This window comes from Janthinobacterium sp. GMG2 (assembly GCF_033949445.1).
GTDB lineage: Bacteria > Pseudomonadota > Gammaproteobacteria > Burkholderiales > Burkholderiaceae_D > Janthinobacterium > Janthinobacterium aestuarii.
The window spans coordinates 865,299-886,230 of record NZ_JAXAWA010000001.1 but is presented as its reverse complement, the minus strand read 5'-3'; the positions used below and the strand labels follow the sequence as shown (position 1 = coordinate 886,230).

The 20,932-nt window shown below is 61.2% G+C and carries 19 protein-coding genes and 1 tRNA gene; 8 read left to right on the top strand and 12 right to left on the bottom strand.

The features are described from left to right. Positions 1 to 78 precede the first annotated feature (78 nt). Both rpmB and rpmG read left to right on the top strand, forming a co-directional pair. Positions 79 to 315 (top strand): 50S ribosomal protein L28, encoded by a 237-nt coding sequence (gene rpmB, locus SKZ59_RS03965; RefSeq protein ID WP_010400928.1) that lies wholly within the window; start codon positions 79 to 81, stop codon positions 313 to 315. 22 nt (positions 316 to 337) lie between these two features. After that, entirely contained in the window at positions 338 to 505 is a 168-nt protein-coding gene (gene rpmG / locus SKZ59_RS03960; RefSeq protein WP_010400929.1) for a 50S ribosomal protein L33, read from the top strand. Between the two features lie 139 nt (positions 506 to 644). Here the strand turns inward: rpmG and SKZ59_RS03955 are convergent, their stop codons facing one another. The 5 genes from SKZ59_RS03955 to SKZ59_RS03935 form a co-directional block, all read right to left on the bottom strand. Then, positions 645 to 1,814, bottom strand: a complete 1,170-nt coding sequence (locus SKZ59_RS03955; protein ID WP_413774528.1) for a fatty acid desaturase — start codon at positions 1,812 to 1,814, stop codon at positions 645 to 647. A gap of 172 nt (positions 1,815 to 1,986) precedes the next feature. Further along, positions 1,987 to 3,345, bottom strand: coding sequence for a mechanosensitive ion channel family protein (locus SKZ59_RS03950; RefSeq protein WP_072455487.1), 1,359 nt, complete (start codon positions 3,343 to 3,345; stop codon positions 1,987 to 1,989). 125 nt (positions 3,346 to 3,470) lie between these two features. Beyond that, positions 3,471 to 4,790: an RsmB/NOP family class I SAM-dependent RNA methyltransferase gene (locus tag SKZ59_RS03945; RefSeq protein WP_319990896.1), complete on the bottom strand. Its 1,320-nt coding sequence runs from the start codon at positions 4,788 to 4,790 to the stop codon at positions 3,471 to 3,473. Between the two features lie 21 nt (positions 4,791 to 4,811). After that, positions 4,812 to 5,420, bottom strand: a complete 609-nt coding sequence (gene purN / locus SKZ59_RS03940; protein ID WP_034747453.1) for a phosphoribosylglycinamide formyltransferase — start codon at positions 5,418 to 5,420, stop codon at positions 4,812 to 4,814. 156 nt (positions 5,421 to 5,576) lie between these two features. Further along, entirely contained in the window at positions 5,577 to 5,975 is a 399-nt protein-coding gene (locus tag SKZ59_RS03935) for a barstar family protein (protein WP_034747450.1), read from the bottom strand. 401 nt (positions 5,976 to 6,376) lie between these two features. Here SKZ59_RS03935 and SKZ59_RS03930 point away from each other — a divergent pair, with 401 nt between their 5' ends. The 5 genes from SKZ59_RS03930 (at position 6,377) to SKZ59_RS03910 (ending at position 10,242) form a co-directional block, all read left to right on the top strand. Continuing rightward, positions 6,377 to 6,889: a glycine zipper 2TM domain-containing protein gene (locus tag SKZ59_RS03930; RefSeq protein WP_034747447.1), complete on the top strand. Its 513-nt coding sequence runs from the start codon at positions 6,377 to 6,379 to the stop codon at positions 6,887 to 6,889. 97 nt (positions 6,890 to 6,986) lie between these two features. Continuing rightward, positions 6,987 to 7,775, top strand: coding sequence for a spermidine synthase (locus SKZ59_RS03925; RefSeq protein WP_034747444.1), 789 nt, complete (start codon positions 6,987 to 6,989; stop codon positions 7,773 to 7,775). A gap of 47 nt (positions 7,776 to 7,822) precedes the next feature. Next, a complete protein-coding gene (locus SKZ59_RS03920) occupies positions 7,823 to 9,589 on the top strand; it encodes a GspE/PulE family protein (RefSeq protein WP_319990895.1) in 1,767 nt (588 codons plus the stop codon). A gap of 68 nt (positions 9,590 to 9,657) precedes the next feature. After that, positions 9,658 to 9,733: transfer RNA gene (locus SKZ59_RS03915), tRNA-Lys, on the top strand. A 104-nt stretch (positions 9,734 to 9,837) separates the two neighbouring features. Beyond that, positions 9,838 to 10,242 carry a hypothetical protein gene (locus tag SKZ59_RS03910; RefSeq protein WP_319990894.1) on the top strand — a complete coding sequence of 135 codons (405 nt, stop codon included), beginning with the start codon at positions 9,838 to 9,840 and terminating at the stop codon, positions 10,240 to 10,242. 14 nt (positions 10,243 to 10,256) lie between these two features. On the opposite strand, the gene SKZ59_RS03905 is transcribed toward SKZ59_RS03910, so the two are convergent. After that, positions 10,257 to 10,760, bottom strand: coding sequence for a hypothetical protein (locus tag SKZ59_RS03905; protein WP_319990893.1), 504 nt, complete (start codon positions 10,758 to 10,760; stop codon positions 10,257 to 10,259). Between the two features lie 3 nt (positions 10,761 to 10,763). Beyond that, a complete protein-coding gene (locus SKZ59_RS03900) occupies positions 10,764 to 11,810 on the bottom strand; it encodes a lysozyme inhibitor LprI family protein (RefSeq protein ID WP_083292512.1) in 1,047 nt (348 codons plus the stop codon). Positions 11,811 to 11,985: 175 nt separating this feature from the next. On the opposite strand from SKZ59_RS03900, the gene SKZ59_RS03895 reads away from it, so the two are divergent. Then, positions 11,986 to 14,133: a S9 family peptidase gene (locus tag SKZ59_RS03895; RefSeq protein ID WP_319990892.1), complete on the top strand. Its 2,148-nt coding sequence runs from the start codon at positions 11,986 to 11,988 to the stop codon at positions 14,131 to 14,133. 59 nt (positions 14,134 to 14,192) lie between these two features. On the opposite strand, the gene SKZ59_RS03890 is transcribed toward SKZ59_RS03895, so the two are convergent. The 5 genes from SKZ59_RS03890 to SKZ59_RS03870 all read right to left on the bottom strand — a co-directional run bounded on the left by SKZ59_RS03890 (position 14,193) and on the right by SKZ59_RS03870 (position 20,808). Continuing rightward, positions 14,193 to 15,485, bottom strand: a complete 1,293-nt coding sequence (locus SKZ59_RS03890; protein WP_319990891.1) for an MFS transporter — start codon at positions 15,483 to 15,485, stop codon at positions 14,193 to 14,195. Between the two features lie 156 nt (positions 15,486 to 15,641). Then, entirely contained in the window at positions 15,642 to 16,373 is a 732-nt protein-coding gene (locus SKZ59_RS03885; RefSeq protein ID WP_034747429.1) for a BON domain-containing protein, read from the bottom strand. Positions 16,374 to 16,477: 104 nt separating this feature from the next. Next, positions 16,478 to 17,173 carry a hypothetical protein gene (locus SKZ59_RS03880; protein WP_319990890.1) on the bottom strand — a complete coding sequence of 232 codons (696 nt, stop codon included), beginning with the start codon at positions 17,171 to 17,173 and terminating at the stop codon, positions 16,478 to 16,480. Positions 17,174 to 17,325: 152 nt separating this feature from the next. Further along, positions 17,326 to 19,047: a dipeptidyl-peptidase 3 family protein gene (locus SKZ59_RS03875; protein WP_319990889.1), complete on the bottom strand. Its 1,722-nt coding sequence runs from the start codon at positions 19,045 to 19,047 to the stop codon at positions 17,326 to 17,328. A 48-nt stretch (positions 19,048 to 19,095) separates the two neighbouring features. Then, complete coding sequence (locus tag SKZ59_RS03870; RefSeq protein ID WP_319990888.1) at positions 19,096 to 20,808, bottom strand: methyl-accepting chemotaxis protein; 1,713 nt, start codon at positions 20,806 to 20,808, stop codon at positions 19,096 to 19,098. Between the last annotated feature and the right edge of the window lie 124 nt (positions 20,809 to 20,932).

The following is a 20,932-nucleotide window of genomic DNA, read 5'->3' as shown; positions in this document are numbered from 1 at the left end:
TCGCAAGTCATTGATAAATCTGCTTATTTTGGATATACTCTCGTTTTTCCAATTTGGAATATCTTTAAGGAGTGCGCCATGGCACGTGTTTGCCAAGTCACTGGGAAGAAGCCGATGGTCGGCAACAATGTTTCCCATGCAAACAACAAAACCAAACGTCGTTTTTTGCCTAACTTGCAGAATCGTCGTATTTTTGTTGAATCTGAAAACCGCTGGGTCTCCCTGCGTTTGTCCAACGCCGGTCTGCGCGTCATCGATAAAGTCGGCATCGACGCCGTATTGGTCGATATGCGCGCTCGTGGCGAAAAAGTCTAATTAGCAGAATAAGGGAGCTATCATGGCAAAATCAGGCCGCGACAAAATCAAGTTAGAATCGACCGCCGGTACGGGTCACTTCTACACGACTACCAAAAACAAGCGTACGACGCCTGCGAAAATGGAGATCATGAAATTCGATCCTAAAGCACGCAAGCACGTCACGTACAAAGAAACCAAAATCAAGTAATTGATCTTGTGTTCTGTAAAAAGAGCCGCTCCGATGAGCGGTTTTTTTTCGCCCTGATTTTCGACCGACTCTCTTCACCTTTGTCGCGACGAAAAAAAAGCCCTGGAAACCAGGGCCTTTATCTGCTGCCGCAGCTTACCTATGCATAGCTGCGCAGGCGCAAGGAAAAGTCTTGCAGCGACTTGATGCCCGACGCTTCGGCGCGCGTGCACCAGTCTTGCAGCTTCTGCAGCAACTGTTCTCGCGTAAAGTGCGAGCGCTCCCAGATGGCGCCCAGCTCCACGCGCATGTGGTGCATGGTTTCCAGCGCCTTGCTGTGCTGGAACAGTTCCGACAACTGTTCGTGATGCGCATCGGCCAGTTTGCCCGGTTCGCGCTGCATCAGCTTGCGTGACGATTTCAGGAAGCGCTTTTCCAGCTCGGCCTTGTGTTTCAGGTGTTCCAGCTCTTCCTTCCAGGCATGCTTGATCGATTTTGCATACTTGGCCATCACGTCATAGCGGTTGGCGATGACGGACTGCAAGGTCTCGAAGTCCGCTTCCAGCTTGCCGTGCGAGAACTTCGGTTCCGGCGCCAGTTTTTTCACCTTGGCCAGGCCCAGCATTTCCAACGCGCGGATATACGCCCAGCCGATATCGATTTCATACCATTTCGACGACAGCTTGGCCGACGTCGCATACGTATGGTGGTTGTTGTGCAACTCTTCGCCGCCGATCAAAATACCGAAGGGAATGATATTGGTGGCCGCGTCGGCGCAGTCGTAGTTGCGGTAGCCCCAGTAGTGGCCGATGCCGTTGATGATGCCGGCCGCCGTGATCGGGATCCACATCATTTGCACGGCCCACACGGAAATGCCGATCACGCCGAACAGGGCGAAGTTCACGAAGAACAGGATGACCACGCCCAACCAGCTGTATTTGGTGTACAGATTGCGCTCGATCCAGTCCGTCGGCGTGCCGTGGCCGTACTTGGCCATGGTTTCCATGTTCTTCGATTCAGCGCGGTACAGCTCGGCGCCTTCCCAGAACACTTTCTTGATACCGCGCGTCACGGGGCTGTGCGGATCTTCTTCCGTATCGCACTTGGCATGGTGCTTGCGGTGGATGGCGGCCCACTCCTTGGTGACCTGGCCCGTCGTCAGCCACAGCCAGAAACGGAAGAAATGGCTGGGCAGCGCATGCAATTCCAGCGCCCGGTGGGCCTGGTGGCGGTGCAGGTAAATCGTGACGCTGGCGATCGTGATGTGGGTGACCACCATGGTATACAGGAAAACTTGCCATGCGGACAGATCGGTAATGCCAGTTGCCATGAACTGCAAAACGTCGTGTAAAACGGAACTCAATGTCATTACTACTACTCCAAGTGGACAGGGCGTGCGCACGGTCGCTCCAGTGACTCTGGAGGTCCGGCAGAGTTAATTTTAGGCGTGATTGTACGCCCTAATGGGTGCTATCAGGCAAAATCGGAGGCAGGCAGCGAGGTTAAGGCTGGGTGCCGGATGGCGCGGACTCACCGTCTGCCGCGCTGGCAAGCGGGGCAGGAGGCGTACCAACAATACGCAATTCGCGTTGCGGAAACGGTACAGTGACCTTATGTTCCTGCAAGGTGCGCCAGATGGCGCGGTTCACATTCGACTTCACGCCGCCCGTGCCGTTTTCCGGATCCGCGATCCAGAAACCGATCTGCACATCAAGGCCGTCGGCGCCGAAACGCACGAGGGTAGCCGATGGCGGATTGCTTTGCGACACACGCGGCACCTTGGCGGTCGCCTCTTCCAGCAAGGGGAAGATGACGTCCAGGTCCGTTTCGTAACCCACCGACACGGCCGTCGACAGCCAGACCATGCGGTTGCTCAGCGACATGTTCTGCACGCCGCCGGAAATCAGCATTTCATTGGGCACGATGGATTCAACCCCATCGCCACCCAATAACACAGTATAGCGCGTATTGATCTGCGTGACCTTGCCTGTAAATTGACCGACCGTGATCATGTCGCCGATGGTGAGGCTGCGGTCGAGCAGGATGATGAAACCGGAGACGAAGTTCGCGGCGATCTTTTGCAAGCCAAAGCCCAGCGCCACGCCGAAGGCGCCGCCAAACACGGACAGCACCGTCAGGTCGATGCCCACCAGCGACAGGCTGACCAGCACGGAAACAAGGATCAGCACGGCGCGGCCCATGCGCGACAGCACCACGCGCAAGGAGGTGTGCAGGCCCTGCATTTTCATCAGGCGCTCGTCGAGCGAAGTGCCAGCCCACATGGCCAGCACCAGCAGCACGGCTACGGAAATAGCGGCTTGCAAGATGGCAGCCACGGACACCTTGTTGCGTCCCAGCGGCACGACGATGCTTTCCAGGAAAGTATGCAGCTCCGGCCACAGGCCCGTGATGTACAGGGCCATGCCGGCCCACACCACGACCGTGAAGATTTTCTCCAGCAACAACATGGTGGGGCTGATGTCGCCATGGCGGGCAAAAATGCGGCGCAGCACATAAAAACCGAAGCGCACCAGCGCCATCGACGTGCACAGGGGGATGGCGATGCTGAGCAGATTCACCGACTGGAACTTGGCCAGGAAATGCTGCGCAATGCCCAGCAGCATGGCCGCCAGCACGGGCGTCAGGATGCGGATAAAGCTATCGGTGCGCTGCAGGGTTTCCGGCGTGGCAGGCGTGGCGGCCGCTTCGGCCCGCTGGTGCAGGAACACGCGCAACTGCCGCACCAGCAGCCAGCTCAGGGCCAGGCAGGCAACGATGACCAGCGCCTGCCACAGGATGGCCGGTTGACGGAAATCGTCGACAAAGTCAGTGATCAGGTTGAGCAGCGGGGTTTCATTCATGGCGGATGGAATCTGGAAGGTGGTGCGGGAAAACAAACGGGCGGGGTGCCCACAGCCTGCGCCAGACTGGCTGGCGCAAGTGCTTGGCCACCGCTGCGATGCTGCGGCGATGGCCGGTGACAAACTTATTCGGCTGGCTCGGCGTCAACGTCGTCGGCCGGTTTTTCATCGGCGTAGACTTTTTTCGGCATGACCTTGCGCTCGAACACGGCGGCGAAGAAGCCGTCGGTCTGGTGCAGGTGCGGCAACAATTTCAGGTAGTCGCCCATTTCCAGCTCGATCTTCTGCTCGGCCAGCACCTTGTTCATCGGCACCAGGGTGAAGTCCGGATGGGCCGCCAGGAATTGCTCAGCGATAAAATCGTTTTCTTCATTCAGGAAGCTGCAGGTGGCGTACACCAGACGGCCGCCGCCCTTGACGAGGCGCGCCGCGCCGGCCAGGATGGCTGCCTGCTTGGCTTGCAGCTCGACGATCGAGTTCGGCTGCTGGCGCCATTTCACGTCCGGATTGCGGCGCAGGGTGCCCAGGCCGCTACATGGGGCATCGACCAGCACGCGGTCGATCTTGCCGGCCAGGCGCTTGATCTTGGCATCGCGCTCATGCGCGATCTGCACCGGATGCACGTTCGACAGGCCGCTGCGGGCCATGCGCGGCTTCAGCTTGGCCAGGCGTTTTTCCGACACGTCGAATGCGTACAAACGGCCCGTGTTGCGCATCAGCGCGCCCAATGCGAGCGTCTTGCCGCCCGCGCCGGCACAGAAATCGACGACCATTTCGCCGCGCTTGGCGCCCACGATTTGCGACAGGATCTGGCTGCCTTCATCTTGCACTTCGATGGCGCCGCTCTGGAACAGGGGCAGGTTTTGCAACGATGGCTTCTTGATCACGCGCAAGCCCAGCGGCGCAAACGGCGTCGGCGTGCTGAGGATCGGCGCTTCGGCCAGGGCCAGCATCACGTCGTCACGCGTGGCCTTGAGCGAGTTCACGCGCAAGTCCAGCGGCGCCGGCGCGTTCAGCGCATCGGCCAGCTTCATGGTTTCCGCTTCGCCGAACTGGGCGATCAGCTTGTCGAACAGCCAGGTCGGCATGTTGGCACGCATGTTCGACGGCATCAGGCCGCGGTCGATCTGCGTGATGCGTTCCAGCCACTCCACTTCTTCTTCCGTCAGGCCACCCAGCGAATCGGCGCCCACCGCTTCGGCCAGGCCGAGGATGGTCAAACGGCGCATGGTCGGGCCACTGCCCGCTTCGGCGAAGTCCGTGAAGAACGATTTGTTGCGCAGCACGGCATAGATGCCTTCGGCAATGGCGCCGCGTTCGCGCGAACCGAGGCGCGGATGGTCGCGGAAATAGCGCGACAGGGTGGTGTCGGCCGGGGCCGTGAAACGTAAAATTTCGCGCAATACTTCTTCAGCATTGGCAAGTATCGCTGGTGGCAATCTCATTGTTATTCTTTCTGTAATATTTTATTGAGGGTCCACGCGGACCTGGCCATGCTCGACTGACAGTTTATCGTCAATGAACAGGCGGATGGCGCGCGGGTAAAGCAGATGTTCCTGTACCAGCACGCGCGCCGATAAGCTCTCTTCTGTGTCGCCTGGCAAGACGGGGACTTTCGCGCTTGCCACGGCCGGGCCATGATCGAGCTCGGCAGTGACGAAATGCACGGTCGCGCCGTGTTCCGTTACACGAGCCTCGAGCGCCTGGCGGTGTGTCGCCATGCCCGGGAACAGCGGCAGCAGCGACGGGTGGATATTGAGCATGCGCCCCGCGTAATGCTCGACGAAGGGCGGCGTCAGGATGCGCATGAAACCGGCCAGCACGACCAGGTCGGGGGCAAAACCGTCGATCACGGCTTGCAGCGCCGCATCGAACTGTTCGCGGCTGGCATAATCCTTGTTGGCAACGACTGCGGTCGCTATCCCATGTTCCGCGGCAAAAACCAATCCCTGGGCATCGGCCCGGTTACTGATGACGGCGGCAATACGGGCTGGCCATTGCTCGGCTTGCGCCGCGCGTACGACCGCTTCCATGTTGCTGCCGCGTCCGGAAATGAGGATAACGATATTTTTCATAGCGCGCATTGTACCCGCTATGGCGATGCGAACCAAGAAAGGCCGGCGATATTGTTGCGCCGCAACATGATCGCACAACAAGCGCTTTCGCCGGACAATGCTGCCTGCCAAGCGGGAAAAAGGCTGATTTTACGCTACTACAACGTGAGTAAGTGTTTACTCGAACGAATAGAAAACGCGGAACGGGACTTTTTTCTCGGCCCAGTAGTCGGCCGCGTCGCGGAACACGTCGAGCAGGATCTCGCGCGCTTCCTTGTCGAATTTTTGCGTATTTGGCAATTGCTCGAGCACCACCAGGAAGCCTGTCTGCGTGCCCGCCTTGAACATGGTGTCCGTCAGGCACAGGCGCAGGGCATCGAAATTCTTCGCCAGGTTTTTCGGAAACAGGAATGCTTCTGCAATAATGCCGATGACTTGTTGTTTGGTCTGTCCAGCGTTGCAATGCGCATATAAAAAGTGCTGCCCGAGACGGATCGCCTCGTCTTGTAATTCGGTCACGCGAAAGGCACGGATGGACTGGACAAGGTTGGGCGGCACGGTTAGTAACAAACTCATTTTTCCCTCAAATCGACCTGTTATGTATGGATCTCTTCTAGCTGCTCTTCTTATTGCATCCCCGCACGCGGGTCAATGCGCACGCGGTGATTCGATCTGTATCAACTTTTATGCGATTCAGTGCGATTTTATATAAGCCATACGCGTATTAGGGTAACGTGTTGTCCTGCATGAATCAACCCGAATATGATGTCAAACGCAAGATTTGTTACAAACCGCTGGTTTCAAGTCATTTCAACATCTTGTATCGATTGAAAGTGCATGTTACAGACTGTGGGGCAAGGGACTTGGGCTGTTACATTTTGTTGCCAGCCGAAACACTTGTCCCGGTCTGGCGGGATTACTATAGTCCCAAGTTGTAAAAAATACCCTGAAAGATTCTCTAGATAACGAGGTTACAAATGAACTTGCAAGCCAAATTGATGATGTCAGCCCTTTGTATCGGTGCATTGCCACTCGCCCAGGCCGCCGACTTTGAAGATTTCGGCAAGGTCGTGCGCGTCGTGCCGCAAGTGGAACAGATCAACCGTCCACGCCAGGAATGCCGTACAGAATACGTGCAAGTCCAGGCGCCGCCGCAACAGCGCAGCGCTGGCGGCTCCATCGTCGGCGGTATCGCTGGCGCCCTGCTCGGTAGCCAGGTCGGTGGCGGCAATGGCCGTACGGCCGCGGCAGCCGCTGGCGCGATTGCCGGCGCCGTCGTCGGCGACCGTGTCGACAACCAGAACAATTACCAGGGCGGCGTGCAGGAACAAGCCGTCAAGCAATGCCGCCAGGTCGACCACTGGGAATCGCGCAACAATGGCTACCAGGTCACCTACGACTACCGCGGCCGCAACTACACGAGCATCATGTCCTACGATCCGGGCGAGCGCATCCGTCTGCGTGTATCGATCGAGCCCGCACAACAGTAAGAGTAGCAACCGGCCCATACCATGCCAGCCCCAGCGGCTGGCATTTTTTATGGCGCTCCGGCACGGGCTATAATGCGGCACACTTTCAGGCCGCCTTATGCTTATCAAACGAAAATCCATCGAACAAGTCGAATCCTCGCGCCCCGCGCGCAAGCCCCGCTACGCCCCTGTCACCCTGTCGGAAATGGATGGCGTGCGCTATCTGCATTTCGGCACGGAATGGGTGCAGGGCGCCATGCGCATCCGCAAGCCGGACTGGCCGGAACTCGAATACGCGCAGCAGATGATGGCGTGGATGCTGTGGATCGAGCAGCCGCAGCGTATCGCCCAGCTGGGCCTGGGCACGGCCGCGCTGACCAAGTTCTGCTACCGCCAGTTCCCGCAGGCGCAAGTCGAGGCCATCGAACTGAATCCGTCCGTCATCACCATCTGCGAATCGATGTTCAAGCTGCCGCCCAACGACGAGCGCCTGCACGTGCGCGAGATGGATGCGCTCGACTACGTCAACGACGACGCCAATCACGGCACCCTGGACGCCCTGCAGGTGGACTTGTATGACGCCACGGCGCGCGGTCCCGTGCTCGATAGCGCCGATTTCTATACCGCCTGCTGCGCCTGCCTGGCGCCGCACGGCATCATGACCGTCAACCTATTTGGCGACCATCCCAGCTACGCGAAAAACATCAAGGCGATGAAGTTTGCGTTTGAACAGGTGATCTGCCTGCCGGAAGTCCATGATGGGAACGTGGTGGCGATCGCGTTCAAGACGAAAGTGGCACTCGATGCCGAAGCGCAAGCCGCTCTGCTCGAGCGCGCAAAGCAGATCGTCGCCGAGACCAAGCTGCCCGCCAAATCCTGGGTCAAGGGCATCGTCAGCACCCTGTAACCGCCGGCCTGTCCAGGCAAGGCCGGCAGCCTGGAAAGGCACCGGCCATGCCCGCTTCCCCTACCCCCTCTTCCACCTCGCCCGACACGCCGCTGGAACTGCCGCAACTGCTGGCCTGGCTGCAGGAAGACGGCTTGCTCGATGCGGCGCAAGCGGCCGCCATCGGCACCCAGGCCGCCCTGCTGCCGGCGCCGGCCCTGCATCCGCTGTGCAGCATCGCCCACGGCGCACTCACGCTCGACACCCTGTGCGCGTGGCTGGCGCAACGCTCAAGCTTGCCGTATGTGCGCATCGATCCCCTGCACATCGATTTCAGCCAGGTGGCCGACATCATGACGGCAGGCTATGCGGCCCGTTTCAACATCCTGCCCGTGGAAAGCACGCCCGAGCGTATCGTCATCGCCACGGCCCAGCCGTATGCGCTCGCCTGGCAGGCGCAGCTGGGGAATCTTGCGCCACGCAAGCTGAGCCTGGTCATCGCCAACCCGCTGCACATCGCCGACGCCATCGCGCAATTTTTCAGCCTGGCCAGTTCCGTCAAGGTAGCCCGGCAGGCGTCCACGCAAGACCTGGCGCTGCGCCACAATTTCGAACAACTGGTGGAACTAGGGCGCAACAAGAGCAGCCTCGACGCCAACGACCAGCACGTCGTGCGCATCGTCGACTGGCTGTGGCAATACGCGTTTGCCCAGCGCGCTTCCGACATCCATCTGGAACCGAAGCGCGACGCGGGCCTCGTACGCCTGCGCATCGACGGCCGCCTGCACCAGGCCTATCAATTGCCGCCCGTCGTGCTGCTGGCCATGACGGCGCGCATCAAGTTACTCGGGCGCATGGACGTGGTGGAAAAGCGCCGTCCGCAAGATGGCCGCATCAAGACGCGCAATGCGCAGGGCCAGGAAGTCGAACTGCGGCTGTCGACCTTGCCCACGGCCTTCGGCGAAAAGCTCGTCATGCGCATCTTCGACCCGGAAGTGGCCGTCAAGAGCCTGTTTGACCTGGGCTTTCCGCCGGCGGATGCCGAACGCTGGCGCCAGCTGACGGCGCGCACGCACGGCATCGTGCTGGTAACGGGCCCTACCGGCTCGGGCAAGACCTGCACGCTGTACAGCACCTTGAAGGCGCTGGCCAGCAGCGAAGTCAATGTGTGCACGGTGGAAGACCCCATCGAAATGGTCGAGCCGGCCTTCAACCAGATGCAGGTGCAAACCCAGGCCGGCATCGAACTGTCGTTTGCCGATGGCGTGCGGGCACTGATGCGGCAAGACCCCGACATCATCATGGTGGGAGAAATCCGTGACCTGGCCACGGCCGAGATGGCCATCCAGGCGGCGCTGACGGGCCACCTGGTGCTGTCGACCCTGCACACCAATGACGCGCCCTCGGCCGTCATGCGCCTGCTGGAACTGGGCGTGCCCGCCTATCTGCTGGAAGCGTGCCTGATCGGCGTGCTGGCGCAGCGATTGCTGCGCTGCCTGTGCGCGGGCTGCAAACAGCTGGACGACGCCCCCGACGCCGCGACATGGCAACGCCTGACGGGCGGCCAGCTGGAGCGCCCGGCCGCCGGGTACCGCCCCGTCGGTTGCGCCCTGTGCCGGCACAGCGGCTACCTGGGGCGTGCCGGCATCTACGAACTGCTGAGCGTGACGGAAACGTTCGGCCAGCTGGTCAAGGCCGGCGCCGACCTGCACGCGCTGCGCCGCCAGAGCATCCTCGACGGCATGACGCCGCTGCGCATCGCCGGCGCGCGCAAAATCATCGATGGCACGACCAGCATCGACGAAGTGCTGAAACTCACGGCTGCCCTGCACTAGCAGGCCAGCACTTTCTCACAGGAATGCTTTGCATTCTTTTTCAACTGATATATAATGCGGCCTCTTTCGGGTCGTTAGCTCAGCTGGTAGAGCAGCGGACTTTTAATCCGTTGGTCGCAGGTTCGAATCCCGCACGGCCTACCACGAATGCGCAGTACTAAAAAGCCCATCCTCACGGATGGGCTTTTTTCGTTTCCGGCCCCCACGGTTATACTGGCACTTCGTCTTGCCAGCCCTGAAAGAAACGCATGAAACTTGCTGCCACCCTCCTCCTGGCCACCGCCTGCCTGTCCGCCCACGCGCAAACGCAAACACCGATCGTGCTCGACGGCCAGTACAGCGCGCGCACGGACGAGATGAGCTTGGAGATCATCGGCAAGCGCGTCTGCTTCGCGCCCGACAAGGCGCAGTGGGGCCGTTTGCCCCGCCCTGCCGCCACGCACGATGCGTGGTTCTGTTTTTCCAACGATGGCGAGGCGCGCCGTCTGCTGCGCGTGCCCGCAGGCCAGGCCGACAATTGCGGCTGGCAGGCGCGTGCGCGCATCGTCATCGACAGCTATCAACCGTATGTGGAGCAAGGCGACGGCAACGGCATGGCGCGCCTGGCGTCGGTGGTCAAAGTGGCGCAGCCGAACGCCATCGCCTGCGAGTAATCAGTTCAGTTCGATCAGTCCAGTTCGTACTCCTGCAGATAACGGGCAAACAGTTCCCCATCGGATAGCGGACACGCAAACCCCGCGCCCCAGTCGGCCAGCAGCAACTGCTCTTTCAAGGGCAGCAGCAACAGCTCGGGCATGGCGTCGCTGCACCACAGGTCGCACACGATGCCCTTGTCGTCCAGGCCGGCAAACAGGGTTTCCGTCTTCTCGCCGCCAAAGGCCAGCACGTTCTTGCATTCCACGCGGTAAGTGCTGTAGCCCGTGTAGACGGCGTCATACGGCGGCAAGGCGTCCGCCAGCGCCAGCCGCAGCTGTTCCATCGTGAGGCCCAGCGCACCCATCTGCGACGGCGGCGCCTCGGGCACGTACATCTGCGTCCAGCCGGCGCCGCTGCGGTGCGCGTCGGCAAACGCCTCTTGCTCGCCCATCTGCGTCAGACAGTGCTGCAAGCTATCGAGCGGCAGCAGTTCGATCATGCAAAAATCGTCTTCGTGGTAGTACGCTTCCCGCATGTTTTAGTTCTCCAGCAAGTCTTGCAGTTGTACATTGCGCCGCGACGTCAGCCGGCCGGCCCAGGTCTCGCTCGTCACGGATGGATAGCGCACGGCGCCAAAGTTCATCCAGGCATCGCGGTACGCGAGCCACAGGCGCTGGGTGGCGCGGATGCCATCCTTGCTCACGGCGCCCGCATGGGTTTGCGCCGGCTTTTTCATCAGCTTGCCGTAGATGGCGTTGAGCTCCTTGTCCAGCGCTGCAGCCTGTTCCTTGGACATGCTGGCCGGCAGCTTGCCCGCTTCGTATTCGCGCAGATCGTGCGCCAGCAAATCGAGCTCGGCCGTACGGGCGGCGATGCTCAGGGCGGCGCGCGCCGTGCCGCTCAAGTCCGTTTCATTGGCCGCACGCGCATCGGCAAACTTGCTTGCCGCCGCCTGCAGCTTTTGCAGCGACGCTTGCGCCACGGCCGGCATTGCTTCGCTGACTTTGGCTGTCGCCTGCCCGCGCACTCTTTGTTTCTGGCGCGCATCGATGGCGCTGCACACGCCCATCATGTAGCCGCTCGTGATGTCGTCGCACAGGTCGATCATGCCGCGACCGCTGGCATTGATCTGCTGCAAGTGCTCGATACGGCCCCGCATCTCGGCGGGCGCCGCATCGATGCTGCACGCATACTTGAGCGCCAGCAACGGGTCTTTTTGCACGCCCTGTCCATTCTGGTACAGCATCATCAGGACGGCGCTGTTTTGCGTGGCCATGGCGCAATGGCGCACGGGACGCCAGTCGGCCGGCTTGGGCGAGGACATACTCTTGGTATCGTAATACAGGTCCGTTGCCTGGCATTGCTGCAGGGACGCCACGGCCGATGGCGCCGGCAGGTCGGCGGGCGGCGGCGCCGCATCCTTGACCTTCAGGCAGCCTGCATACCAGGCCGTGCTTTCCGCGTGACCGACGCCCATGGCGCTCGTGTTCGGGTAGGGAGCGGGTGCGGCGGCAAAAACCGGGGCCGCCAGAAGGCAGCTCGCGCCCAGCAATATCGTTTTCAATAAGGGTAGACTAATTTTCATGGCCGGCCACAGGTAGCGTCAGTAAAAGAACAAGTTTAACTGATCAGCCATGGCGCGTCCGCCCGATACGTGACCATCCCTCTTGGTAAGTAACGGTACCCAGCCTTGGCAGTGCAGGAAAGCATGGGCAATAATGTTGCCCGCTGTACTTTTTTCACTACTCCGGACCACGCCCATGACCTCACCCCGTCTTCGCCGTTCCCTCGGCTCCCTGCTGATCGCAGCGGCCTGTGCCTCGCTGGCCCAGGCCGCCGATACTAAGGCCACCACCCCAGTTGCCGCTATGCAAACACAAGCCAAGCACGCCATCACGCATGAAGACGTGTGGCTGATGAAACGGGTGGGCGCGCCCGTCGCCAGCCCCGATGGAAAGTGGGCCGTGTTTTCCGTGGTCGACAGCGCCTACGATAGCAAGGAGCAGTGGTCGGACCTGTGGATCAAGTCGCTGCTTGACGACAGCCCCGCACGCCGCCTGACCTATTCCAAGGGCGGCGAAAGCGCCGTGGCCTGGTCGCCGGACAGCCGCCAGCTGGTCTTCGTTGCCAAGCGCGACGGCGATGAAGCTGGGCAGATTTACCGCCTCGACGTGGCCAACGGTGGCGAAGCGCAACGCCTGACCTCGCTCACCCTGGGCGCGCGCATGCCGAAATGGAGCCCTGACAGCAAGCAGTTGCTGTTCATCAGCGATATCTATCCAGGCAACAAGACGGAAGCCGACGTCAAGCAAAGCGCGAAAGAACGCAAGGAGCGCAAAGTCAGCGCCCGCTCGTATGAAACGACGGCACCGCGCTATTTCGACAAATGGCTGACCGACAAGCAGGTGCGCCTGTTCGTCGTTGATGCGCAAGCGGACGCCAAGCCGCGCGACATCCTGTCGGGCACGCAACTGGTCACCCTGCCGGGCTTTGGCGGCGGCCAGGGCGACGAAGGACAATCACTGGACGCCGTCTGGACGCCGGACGGCAAGGCTGTCGTCTTCAACGCTGCCACCAACCGCGACGCGGCCCAGCGCGAAGCCGTCGTCTCGCAACTGTATCTGCTGCCCGTGGCCGGTGGCGAAGCGCAGCGCTTGACGCAAGACAAGCACAGCTATGGCAGCCTGAAATTCGCGGCCGACGGCAAGACCCTGTTCGCCTTGAGCGACGCGGAAACACCAGGCAAGGTGTATGACGTGAAGCGCCTGGCCAGTTTCGCCTGGCCGATGAGCAACCCTGCCCCGACCATCCTGACAGCCAAGCTGGACCGTTCAATCTCCCGCTTCGTGCTGCCCGAAGGCGGCAAGCGCGTCATCTTCAGCTATGAACATGCGGGCCTGGAAAAGCTGTACTCGATCGACACCAGGGGTGGCGACGTGCGCGAGGAGCCATCCTTGCCGACGGGTACCATCAACTCGCTGAGCAGCGGCGGCAAGGCCCTGGTCGGTGTGTGGGAGTCGTCCATCAACCCGCCGGAAATCTACGCGTTCAACGGCAAGCAGCCGAAGCGCCTGACGGCATTCAACACGGACAAGGCCGATAAAATCGACTGGCAGGCGCCCGAGCACTTCTGGTTCACCACGGCCGACGGCCGCCAGATCCACAATATGCTCGTCAAGCCGGCCAATTTCGATCCGAACAAGAAATACCCGCTGTTTACCGTCATCCATGGCGGCGCGGCCAGCATGTGGCGCGACCAGTTCGTGCTGCGCTGGAACTATCACTTGCTGGCCAAGCCAGGCTATGTCGTGCTGCTGACCGACTACAAGGGTTCCACCGGCTATGGCGAGGAATTCTCGCGCTCGATCCAGTTCGACCCTTTGAAGGGCCCGGGCGATGAAGTCAACCAGGGCGTCGATGAAGCCATCAAGAAATATCCATTCATCGACAGCACGAAGCTGGCCGCCGGCGGCGCCAGCTATGGCGGCCACCTGGCCAACTGGCTGCAAGCAACCACCACGCGCTACAAGGCCATCGTCTCGCACGCGGGTGAAATGGATCTGATCATGCAATGGGGCACCAGCGATGGCGGCTTCGGCCGTGAAACGAATGCGGGCGGCCCCGTCTGGTCGAACTTGCCCGTGTGGCGCGACCAAAGCCCCATCATGCAAGCGGGCAACCACGAAAAAGGCACGGGTTTCACGACACCGATCCTGATCACCGTGGGCGAGCTCGACTACCGCGTGCCGGCCAACAATGCCTTGATGAACTTTGCCGTGCAACAGCGCCTGAACGTGCCGGCGAAATTGCTGGTGTTCCCGGACGAAAACCACTGGATCTTGAAGGGCGAGAACAGCCGCTTCTTCTATAGCGAAGTCGAGGGATGGCTGGCTAAATACCTCAAATAAATCCTGAAACGTTCTTGATAAACAGAAGCCAGGCTCCGCGCATGCGGGCCTGGCTTTTTTCATGCCGCTTGCACGGCGGGCGCGGCCGCCTTCTGCCGCTGGATCGCCAGCACCATCAGCGCGGCCACGAGGCAGGCGGCGCCGGCCGCGAACAGGGCCGGATTGTAGGTCAGCATCAGGGTGCGGATGCGGCCCGCGCCATAGGCGGCCACGGCGGCGCCCAGCTGGTGGCCGGCGAAGATCCAGCCGAATACCATGCCCGCCCGCTCCCGGCCAAACGTGGCGCCCACCAGTTTGACGGTCGGCGGCACGGTGGCGATCCAGTCGAGGCCGTAGAACATGGCGAACAGCGACAGGCCGTACAAGGTGAATTCCGAATACGGCAGCCAGAACAGCGACAAGCCACGCAAGCCGTAATACCAGAACAGCAATTTGCGGTTGTCATAGCGGTCCGACAGCCAGCCGGACAAGATCGTACCGAACAGGTCGAACGCGCCCATCATGGCCAGCACGGACGCGGCCGGCACGGCCGACAGGCCCGAGTCGCTGCACAGGGAAATGAAGTGCGTCTGGATCAAGCCATTGGTGCTGAGGCCGCAGATGAAGAAGGTGCAGAACAATATCCAGAAAGTGCGGTTCGCCGCCACGCTGCGCAGGATCACGAACGGCGTGGCAAATGTCATTTTTGCGGCCACTGGCGCCGTCAGGGGCGTGGCCGGGTCGGCGCCATACGGACGCAAGGCAATATCCTGCGGACGGTTGCGCATGCACAGGAAGGCCAGCACGGCGACGAGGGCGCAGGCGACGAACACGGGCATGACGGCCGTGCGCCAGCCGTAGTGCTCGATCAGCCAGGCGCCCACGGGCAGGAACAGCAGCTGGCCCGTGGCCGAACTGGCCGTCAGCACGCCCACCACCAGGCCGCGGTGCGTCTCGAACCAGCGGTTCGCCACCACGGCGCTCAAGACCAGCGCCGTCATGCCCGAACCGAGCCCCAGCAGAATGCCCCACAAGGCCACCAGATGCCAGAACTGCGTCATGCGCGTGGCCAGCAGCATGCCGGCAGCGATCAAGCCCAGGGCCACGCAGATGACATTGCGCAAGCCGAAGCGTTCCATCAGGATGGCGGCAAACGGCCCCATCAAACCGAACAGCACGAAGCGCACGGCCAGGGCCGAGGAAATCTGCTCGGCATCCCATCCAAACTCGCGGCTCAGAGGCTGCATCAACGCGCCCGGCAAGCCCAGCGCGGCGGACGAGGTTAATGCCGTGAGGAAAGTGATGGCGACGATGACCCAGGCAAAGTGCACGCCGCGCCGCTCCAGCCATTGCGAAAAGGGATAGGAAAGCATGCAGTCCTCATGAGAAAAAGTAGATGCCGATCAGTGCCAGCCGACGGGATTTTTCTCATGTTATATTATGATCGTAATTTATACAATCAAAAAAAACTGAAGCCACACTGCTGCGTGCGACTCCAGTCCTCGTTTCGAGACATGTGCGGAATGGGCTTATTTCACCTTCAAGCCATTCTTCACATCCGTCACGCCTTCCACGCCACGGGCCAGGTCGGCGGCTTTCTGCACTTGCGCCTGGGATGGCACGAAGCCGCTGAGCATGACGACACCGTTGACCGTTTCCACGTGCACGTCGAGCGCTTTCAAGTCATTGTCCTTGACGAGGTCAGCCTTGATTTTCGTGGTGATGACGGAGTCGGCCACGGCCGTCTTGGTGCTGCCGGCCGCGTTGCGCGTCACGCAGGCGGCCTTGGCCGTCGCATCCATGGCGTCGCAGTTTTCCTTCGTCGTGGCGGGCGGATTTTGCGCCACGTTGGTGCCATCCCTGGCGCCCGTGTTGGCATCGGCCAGCGCCGCCGTTTTCGCTGCCTTGGCATCGTTCATGCACGATGTCTTGTCGGCGCCTGTGTGGTCGCCGCATTTGGCCTTGGCCAGGTCATACTCGGCATTGGCGACGTCCTTGCGGGCCTTGCCCAGTTCGCGCGGCGTGTTGCGGTATTGCGCCACGGCGTCCGATTCGGCCTTGGCGCGCGCCACCTTGGCTTCTTCCACGCAGACTTTTTTCGCGTTGCCGCTCTGGGCGTCACAGGCGGCCTTGGCCTGCTTGTAATCGGCCGTTGCCTTGTCCGTCAAACTCTTGTACGAGGCATCCTGCGCATACGCTGGCGTGGCGGCAAGCAGGGCGCTGGCACTGGCGGCCAGCATGAGTGCGATCATTTTGTTCATGATGGTTCCTCTCTGGTTAGTTGATGCCCAGATTAGACCCCTGCCGGAAGCAAAGCTCCGTGCGACAGCACACGCTGACCGTCCATTCACATAAAAATCATCGTTTATTTGTCGCCGCTCAAGCCTTTTCGCCACAATACTTGCGCCTGTTCAAATATTGAAGCGGGCCCATCAAATACACCGGCGCCATCGGCCAGCGCCAGCCATGCCTGCGTGGCGTGGGAACCGCCTGCACCGCCGCCCGCAACCTCGCCACCGGCCCGCACGCCGCGCATCCAGGCCAGCACATGCGGGTACTGCTCCGGGTGGCGCCCCTGCATCCAGGCCAAGGCCACGAGGTCCGCATAGCCTTCTTCGCGGCGCGTCTCGCGCAACTCCTGCGCCAGCGGTGTCAAGTTGCCCCGCTGCGTGCTGCGCGGCTCGACAAAGCCGCGTGGCAAGGCATGCCAGTCGCCCTGCGCATAGCGCTGGCAATGGCCGATCTCATGCGCCGTCATCGCTTCCATCATCAGGCCGTGGCGCGCGGGCGGCACGCCCTGCAAGACACTGTCCGCCTGCGCATTGCCGCGCAAGGACAGCACCAGCTTGCAGCGCCCTGCTTCGTAACCCAGCGCCAGCGGCACGGCGCCGGGCGCATCCTGCGGCTGCACGATGATATCGATGGGCAAGCCTTGCGCACGTGCAAACGCGATGACGGGTTGGCCCGCCTGCAGCCAGCGGGTTTCCAGATCGGTAAGCTGGGCGGCAGCCACGGCGGGCAAGGCAAGGGACACACTTAACAGCGGGAACAGTTTCAACATGGGATCAACAGGAGAAATGGGGATTTACTACTGCAGAGTAAGCGGTGAAAATATTTCCACAAGGAAAAACTGGCAACTTTTCATAAATAAAGACGCAAAAAAAACCGGCGCAGAGGCGCCGGCTTTCCAGACTGACAATAATCAAAGTCAGCTTATTTCTTCGCCGCCTGGTCCAGCGCGCGGGCCGTGACGAATTCCGGGCGGATATCGTTGGGCACGGCCTTCATCTTGTCGAGCGCCACCTGCACTTCAGGGCGGATGACCACGTACTTGCTCATCATGTCTTTCGCGCGCGCATAGTCGCCCGTTGCCTCGATGGTCAAAAATTCACGGTCCAGGTCGATCACGGCCTGCTTGATCTTGCCAAAATCGACGCCGAACTTGCCGTCGCCCAGCGACACAAAGCCGCCCTTGTCGAGGATGTAATTCATCTGGATGGCCATGCCGCGCGCATGCGAATCCGTCAGGCCGAAATGCAGGGTGCGGAAACCCGAGGCGAGGAACGTGTTGTACAGCTTGCGCTCGGCCGCCTCGCCCTGGCCCAGGGTGTCCTTGAGTTGACCCTTGTCCATCATGTAGCGCAAAGCGAACAATCCCGTGATGTCGGCCTTGGCTTCTTCGATGGTCGAATACGCTTCCTTCAAGTCCTGGCGCGGCGTCGATGGCTTGCCGTCGACGACGGTCGCATGCGGGCCCAGGCCGTGCATGATTTCATGCGCGAGGATGTGCGTGAAGAAGGAATTGAAATCGACGTCCTGCTGCGCTTCGGGCGTCAGCACCAGTTTCGAGATCGGCGTCAGGGTGGCTTTGAACTTGGCTTCCTGCACGTTTTTCAACATGACGCGCTTGGAGCCGCGCGCGCTGATGATGCGCTCGTCGTTGGGCAAGTTGTAGGCGGCCGTCTGCACGGCCATGTTGCCGTCGCCGGCGCCATACACCTGGTTGACCACCACCATCGGCGCCAGCGCGCCCACCTTCGGGTTGCGGTACTGGGCGTCGAGCGGCAGGTTGTCTTCCAGCTCCTGCATGTGCTTGGCGAAGAAGTTCAGCTTTTGCGTTTCCGCCTGGTCGCGGATGTTCACGTACGCTTCGAACGCGGCCTTGTAGCCGAACAGCTCATCGTTATACGTCTCGTACGGGCCGATGGTGATGTCGACGGGCGAATCGAGGTCCATCCAGGCGAAATCGGACGGCAGATAGTCGTTGTCGAGGAAAGCCTTGGCGCGCAGGGTGAGGAATTTCTTCAGCGACGCGTTATCCGTGGCGGCAGCAGCTTCATCAAGAAGCTTCGCCAGTTGCTTGAGTTCCACCTTGTATTCGTCCGAATACTTGACGGTCTGATATTTTCCATCCTTGCCCGCGCGAATCGTCGTGAAGAACCATTGCGCCTGCTGCTTGTCCTCTGGCGACAAGCCATTCATCCACGTTTCCAGGCTGGCCTTGGTGGCGCCCTGTGGATAGAAATTGCCCGCTTCCGGCTTGTGCGCGGGAATGGCGATACCGGCATAGCTGGCCGGCATGAACGAGGCGTGCGCGTCGAGCACCGACCAGGGACCTTTATTGATCCAGAAATAGTTCAAACGGGCCTGTCCCAGCTTTGATGTGTCCTTCTTCAATGCCGCCCACAGCGCTTCATTGCCGGACCAGCGCTGGCGCAGCTGCAGCACGTCGACCAGCTTGGCCGCCTCGACCAGCTTGGCGATGGCCTGGCGGTCGCCAGCAGACAGGTGCGTGACATCGGCCGTCAGCGCGACGGGCGCGTAGCGGGCGCTCATGGCCGCCAGTTGTTGCGCGGTGGCCGGGGTGGCCGGCGTTGCGGCGCAAGCGCTGCCGACGGCGGCAGCCATCAGCAGGGGGAACAGGATACGTTTCATGGGGACCTCAGCAAACAATGTAAGGTCCCGATTGTAAACGAGCGCCGCTTAAAACTCTTCCCATGCGTCATCGGCGGGCACCTTGGAGGCCAGCTTTTTCGGTGCCGGCTTCGCTGCGGCCTTGAGGACCGGCCTGGCAGCAGTCACGGCGGCCGGACGCGCACGCGCCGGCTGCGGCGCCTGCAGCGGCACTTGCGAGTTGTCGAGCTTGAAGATGCTGACCACCTGCGACAGGCTGCCGGCCTGCGCTTCCAGCGACGCGGCGGCCGAGGCCGACTGCTCCACCAGCGCCGCATTCTGCTGCACCACCTGGTCCATCAGGCCGACGGCCTGGTTGACCTGTTCGATGCCGGACGACTGCTCGCGCGTGGCCACACTGATTTCGCCCATGATGTCGGTCACGCGCTTGACGCTGTCGACAATATCTTGCATGGTCGTGCCTGCTTCATCGACCAGGCGCGCGCCCGTGCCGACGCGCTCGACCGAGTCGTCGATCAGCGACTTGATTTCCTTGGCGGCCTGGCTGGAACGCTGGGCCAGGCTGCGCACTTCGGTGGCGACGACGGCAAAGCCGCGGCCCTGCTCGCCGGCGCGCGCCGCTTCCACGGCGGCATTGAGCGCCAGAATATTCGTCTGGAAAGCGATGCCGTCGATCACGCCGATAATGTCGACTATCTTTTTCGACGATTCATTGATGGCGGCCATGGTCTGCACCACCTGCGCCACGACGGCGCCGCCCTTGACGGCCACACCCGAGGCCGATACGGCCAGCTGATTCGCCTCGATCGCGTGCTCGGCGTTCTGCTTGACGGTGCCCGTCAATTGCTCCATCGACGTGGCGGTTTCCTCGATCGAGCCGGCCTGCTGTTCCGTGCGGTTCGACAGGTCCAGGTTGCCGGCCGCTATTTCGCGCGAATTGGTGGCGATGGTCTGCGTGCCGGCGCGCACCTGGCTGACAATGGCCACGAGGCTGTCGCGCATGCCGCGCATGGCGTACAGCAAGCTGTTGCGGTCATTCGGCCCGGTAGTGATGGTCACTGCCAGGTTACCAGTGGCAATTTCACCGGCGATGGCGGCCGCGTAGTCGGGCTCGCCGCCGAGCTGGCGCAGCAAGCCGTGGCTGATGCGCCAGGCCGCGATGGTGCCGATGGCGATCGCGCCCAGGCACAGCAGCACCATGAAGAAGAAAAAGCTGCGCGCCACCGTGCTTGCGCTGTCGGCCTGTTCGCGGCTCATCTTTTCTTCGAGGTCGATCAGCTGGTTGACGGACGCAAGCCAGCCCGTGAAGGCGGCGGCGCCCTGCTGCTGCAGCAAGGCGGTGGCGCCGGCCACATCATCGGCCAGGCGCAATTGAATCACCTTGGCGATGATCGGCTGGGCCTTCGCTTCACTGGCCTTGATGGCGGCCAGGGCCGTGCGTTCCGCTTCGGTCACGCCCTTGCCGCTGCCGATGATCTGGTCGAGCGGTGCGGCGGCCTGCGCGTAATTGGCGGCCAGCGTTTCGATGCGCGCGATTTCCGGCTTGGCCGACGCCGCGTCGGCCGCCAGCACCACGTCGCGCAGGGCGATCGCGCGGTCATGCACGCTGCCACGGAAATTGATCGCATGGCGCTGCTTGACGTTGTTGACGTCGCTGATACTGGTGAGGATGGCGTCGATCTTTTGCACGCGGTTGATGCCGAGTGCGGTAACGATGATCAGCAGCAACAGGACCAGGCCGAATCCCGTATAAAGCCGTGTGCTGATTTTGGTGCTTTGCATATCCGTCTCATCCATTCATTCATGAAAATGTCCAAATTCTTCATCACCATGATGTTGACATTTGGAAATAAAAGTTAATTTATCATGAATGGAAGCAGGCTGCCTGAGGCCGGTCAAAAGCAGC

What these genes read in the sequence shown, in the direction of transcription:
- rpmB (WP_010400928.1), top strand. Translation starts at nt 79, where the DNA reads ATGGCACGTGTTTGCCAAGTCACTGGGAAGAAGCCGATGGTCGGCAAC.
- SKZ59_RS03925 (WP_034747444.1), top strand. Translation starts at nt 6,987, where the DNA reads ATGCTTATCAAACGAAAATCCATCGAACAAGTCGAATCCTCGCGCCCC.
- SKZ59_RS03895 (WP_319990892.1), top strand. Translation starts at nt 11,986, where the DNA reads ATGACCTCACCCCGTCTTCGCCGTTCCCTCGGCTCCCTGCTGATCGCA.
- SKZ59_RS03870 (WP_319990888.1), bottom strand. Translation starts at nt 20,808, where the DNA reads ATGCAAAGCACCAAAATCAGCACACGGCTTTATACGGGATTCGGCCTG.
- SKZ59_RS03890 (WP_319990891.1), bottom strand. Translation starts at nt 15,485, where the DNA reads ATGCTTTCCTATCCCTTTTCGCAATGGCTGGAGCGGCGCGGCGTGCAC.
- SKZ59_RS03905 (WP_319990893.1), bottom strand. Translation starts at nt 10,760, where the DNA reads ATGCGGGAAGCGTACTACCACGAAGACGATTTTTGCATGATCGAACTG.
- SKZ59_RS03950 (WP_072455487.1), bottom strand. Translation starts at nt 3,345, where the DNA reads ATGAATGAAACCCCGCTGCTCAACCTGATCACTGACTTTGTCGACGAT.
- rpmG (WP_010400929.1), top strand. Translation starts at nt 338, where the DNA reads ATGGCAAAATCAGGCCGCGACAAAATCAAGTTAGAATCGACCGCCGGT.
- SKZ59_RS03930 (WP_034747447.1), top strand. Translation starts at nt 6,377, where the DNA reads ATGAACTTGCAAGCCAAATTGATGATGTCAGCCCTTTGTATCGGTGCA.
- SKZ59_RS03935 (WP_034747450.1), bottom strand. Translation starts at nt 5,975, where the DNA reads ATGAGTTTGTTACTAACCGTGCCGCCCAACCTTGTCCAGTCCATCCGT.
- SKZ59_RS03945 (WP_319990896.1), bottom strand. Translation starts at nt 4,790, where the DNA reads ATGAGATTGCCACCAGCGATACTTGCCAATGCTGAAGAAGTATTGCGC.
- SKZ59_RS03885 (WP_034747429.1), bottom strand. Translation starts at nt 16,373, where the DNA reads ATGAACAAAATGATCGCACTCATGCTGGCCGCCAGTGCCAGCGCCCTG.
- purN (WP_034747453.1), bottom strand. Translation starts at nt 5,420, where the DNA reads ATGAAAAATATCGTTATCCTCATTTCCGGACGCGGCAGCAACATGGAA.
- SKZ59_RS03955 (WP_413774528.1), bottom strand. Translation starts at nt 1,814, where the DNA reads ATGGCAACTGGCATTACCGATCTGTCCGCATGGCAAGTTTTCCTGTAT.
- SKZ59_RS03875 (WP_319990889.1), bottom strand. Translation starts at nt 19,047, where the DNA reads ATGAAACGTATCCTGTTCCCCCTGCTGATGGCTGCCGCCGTCGGCAGC.
- SKZ59_RS03920 (WP_319990895.1), top strand. Translation starts at nt 7,823, where the DNA reads ATGCCCGCTTCCCCTACCCCCTCTTCCACCTCGCCCGACACGCCGCTG.
- SKZ59_RS03880 (WP_319990890.1), bottom strand. Translation starts at nt 17,173, where the DNA reads ATGTTGAAACTGTTCCCGCTGTTAAGTGTGTCCCTTGCCTTGCCCGCC.
- SKZ59_RS03910 (WP_319990894.1), top strand. Translation starts at nt 9,838, where the DNA reads ATGAAACTTGCTGCCACCCTCCTCCTGGCCACCGCCTGCCTGTCCGCC.
- SKZ59_RS03900 (WP_083292512.1), bottom strand. Translation starts at nt 11,810, where the DNA reads ATGAAAATTAGTCTACCCTTATTGAAAACGATATTGCTGGGCGCGAGC.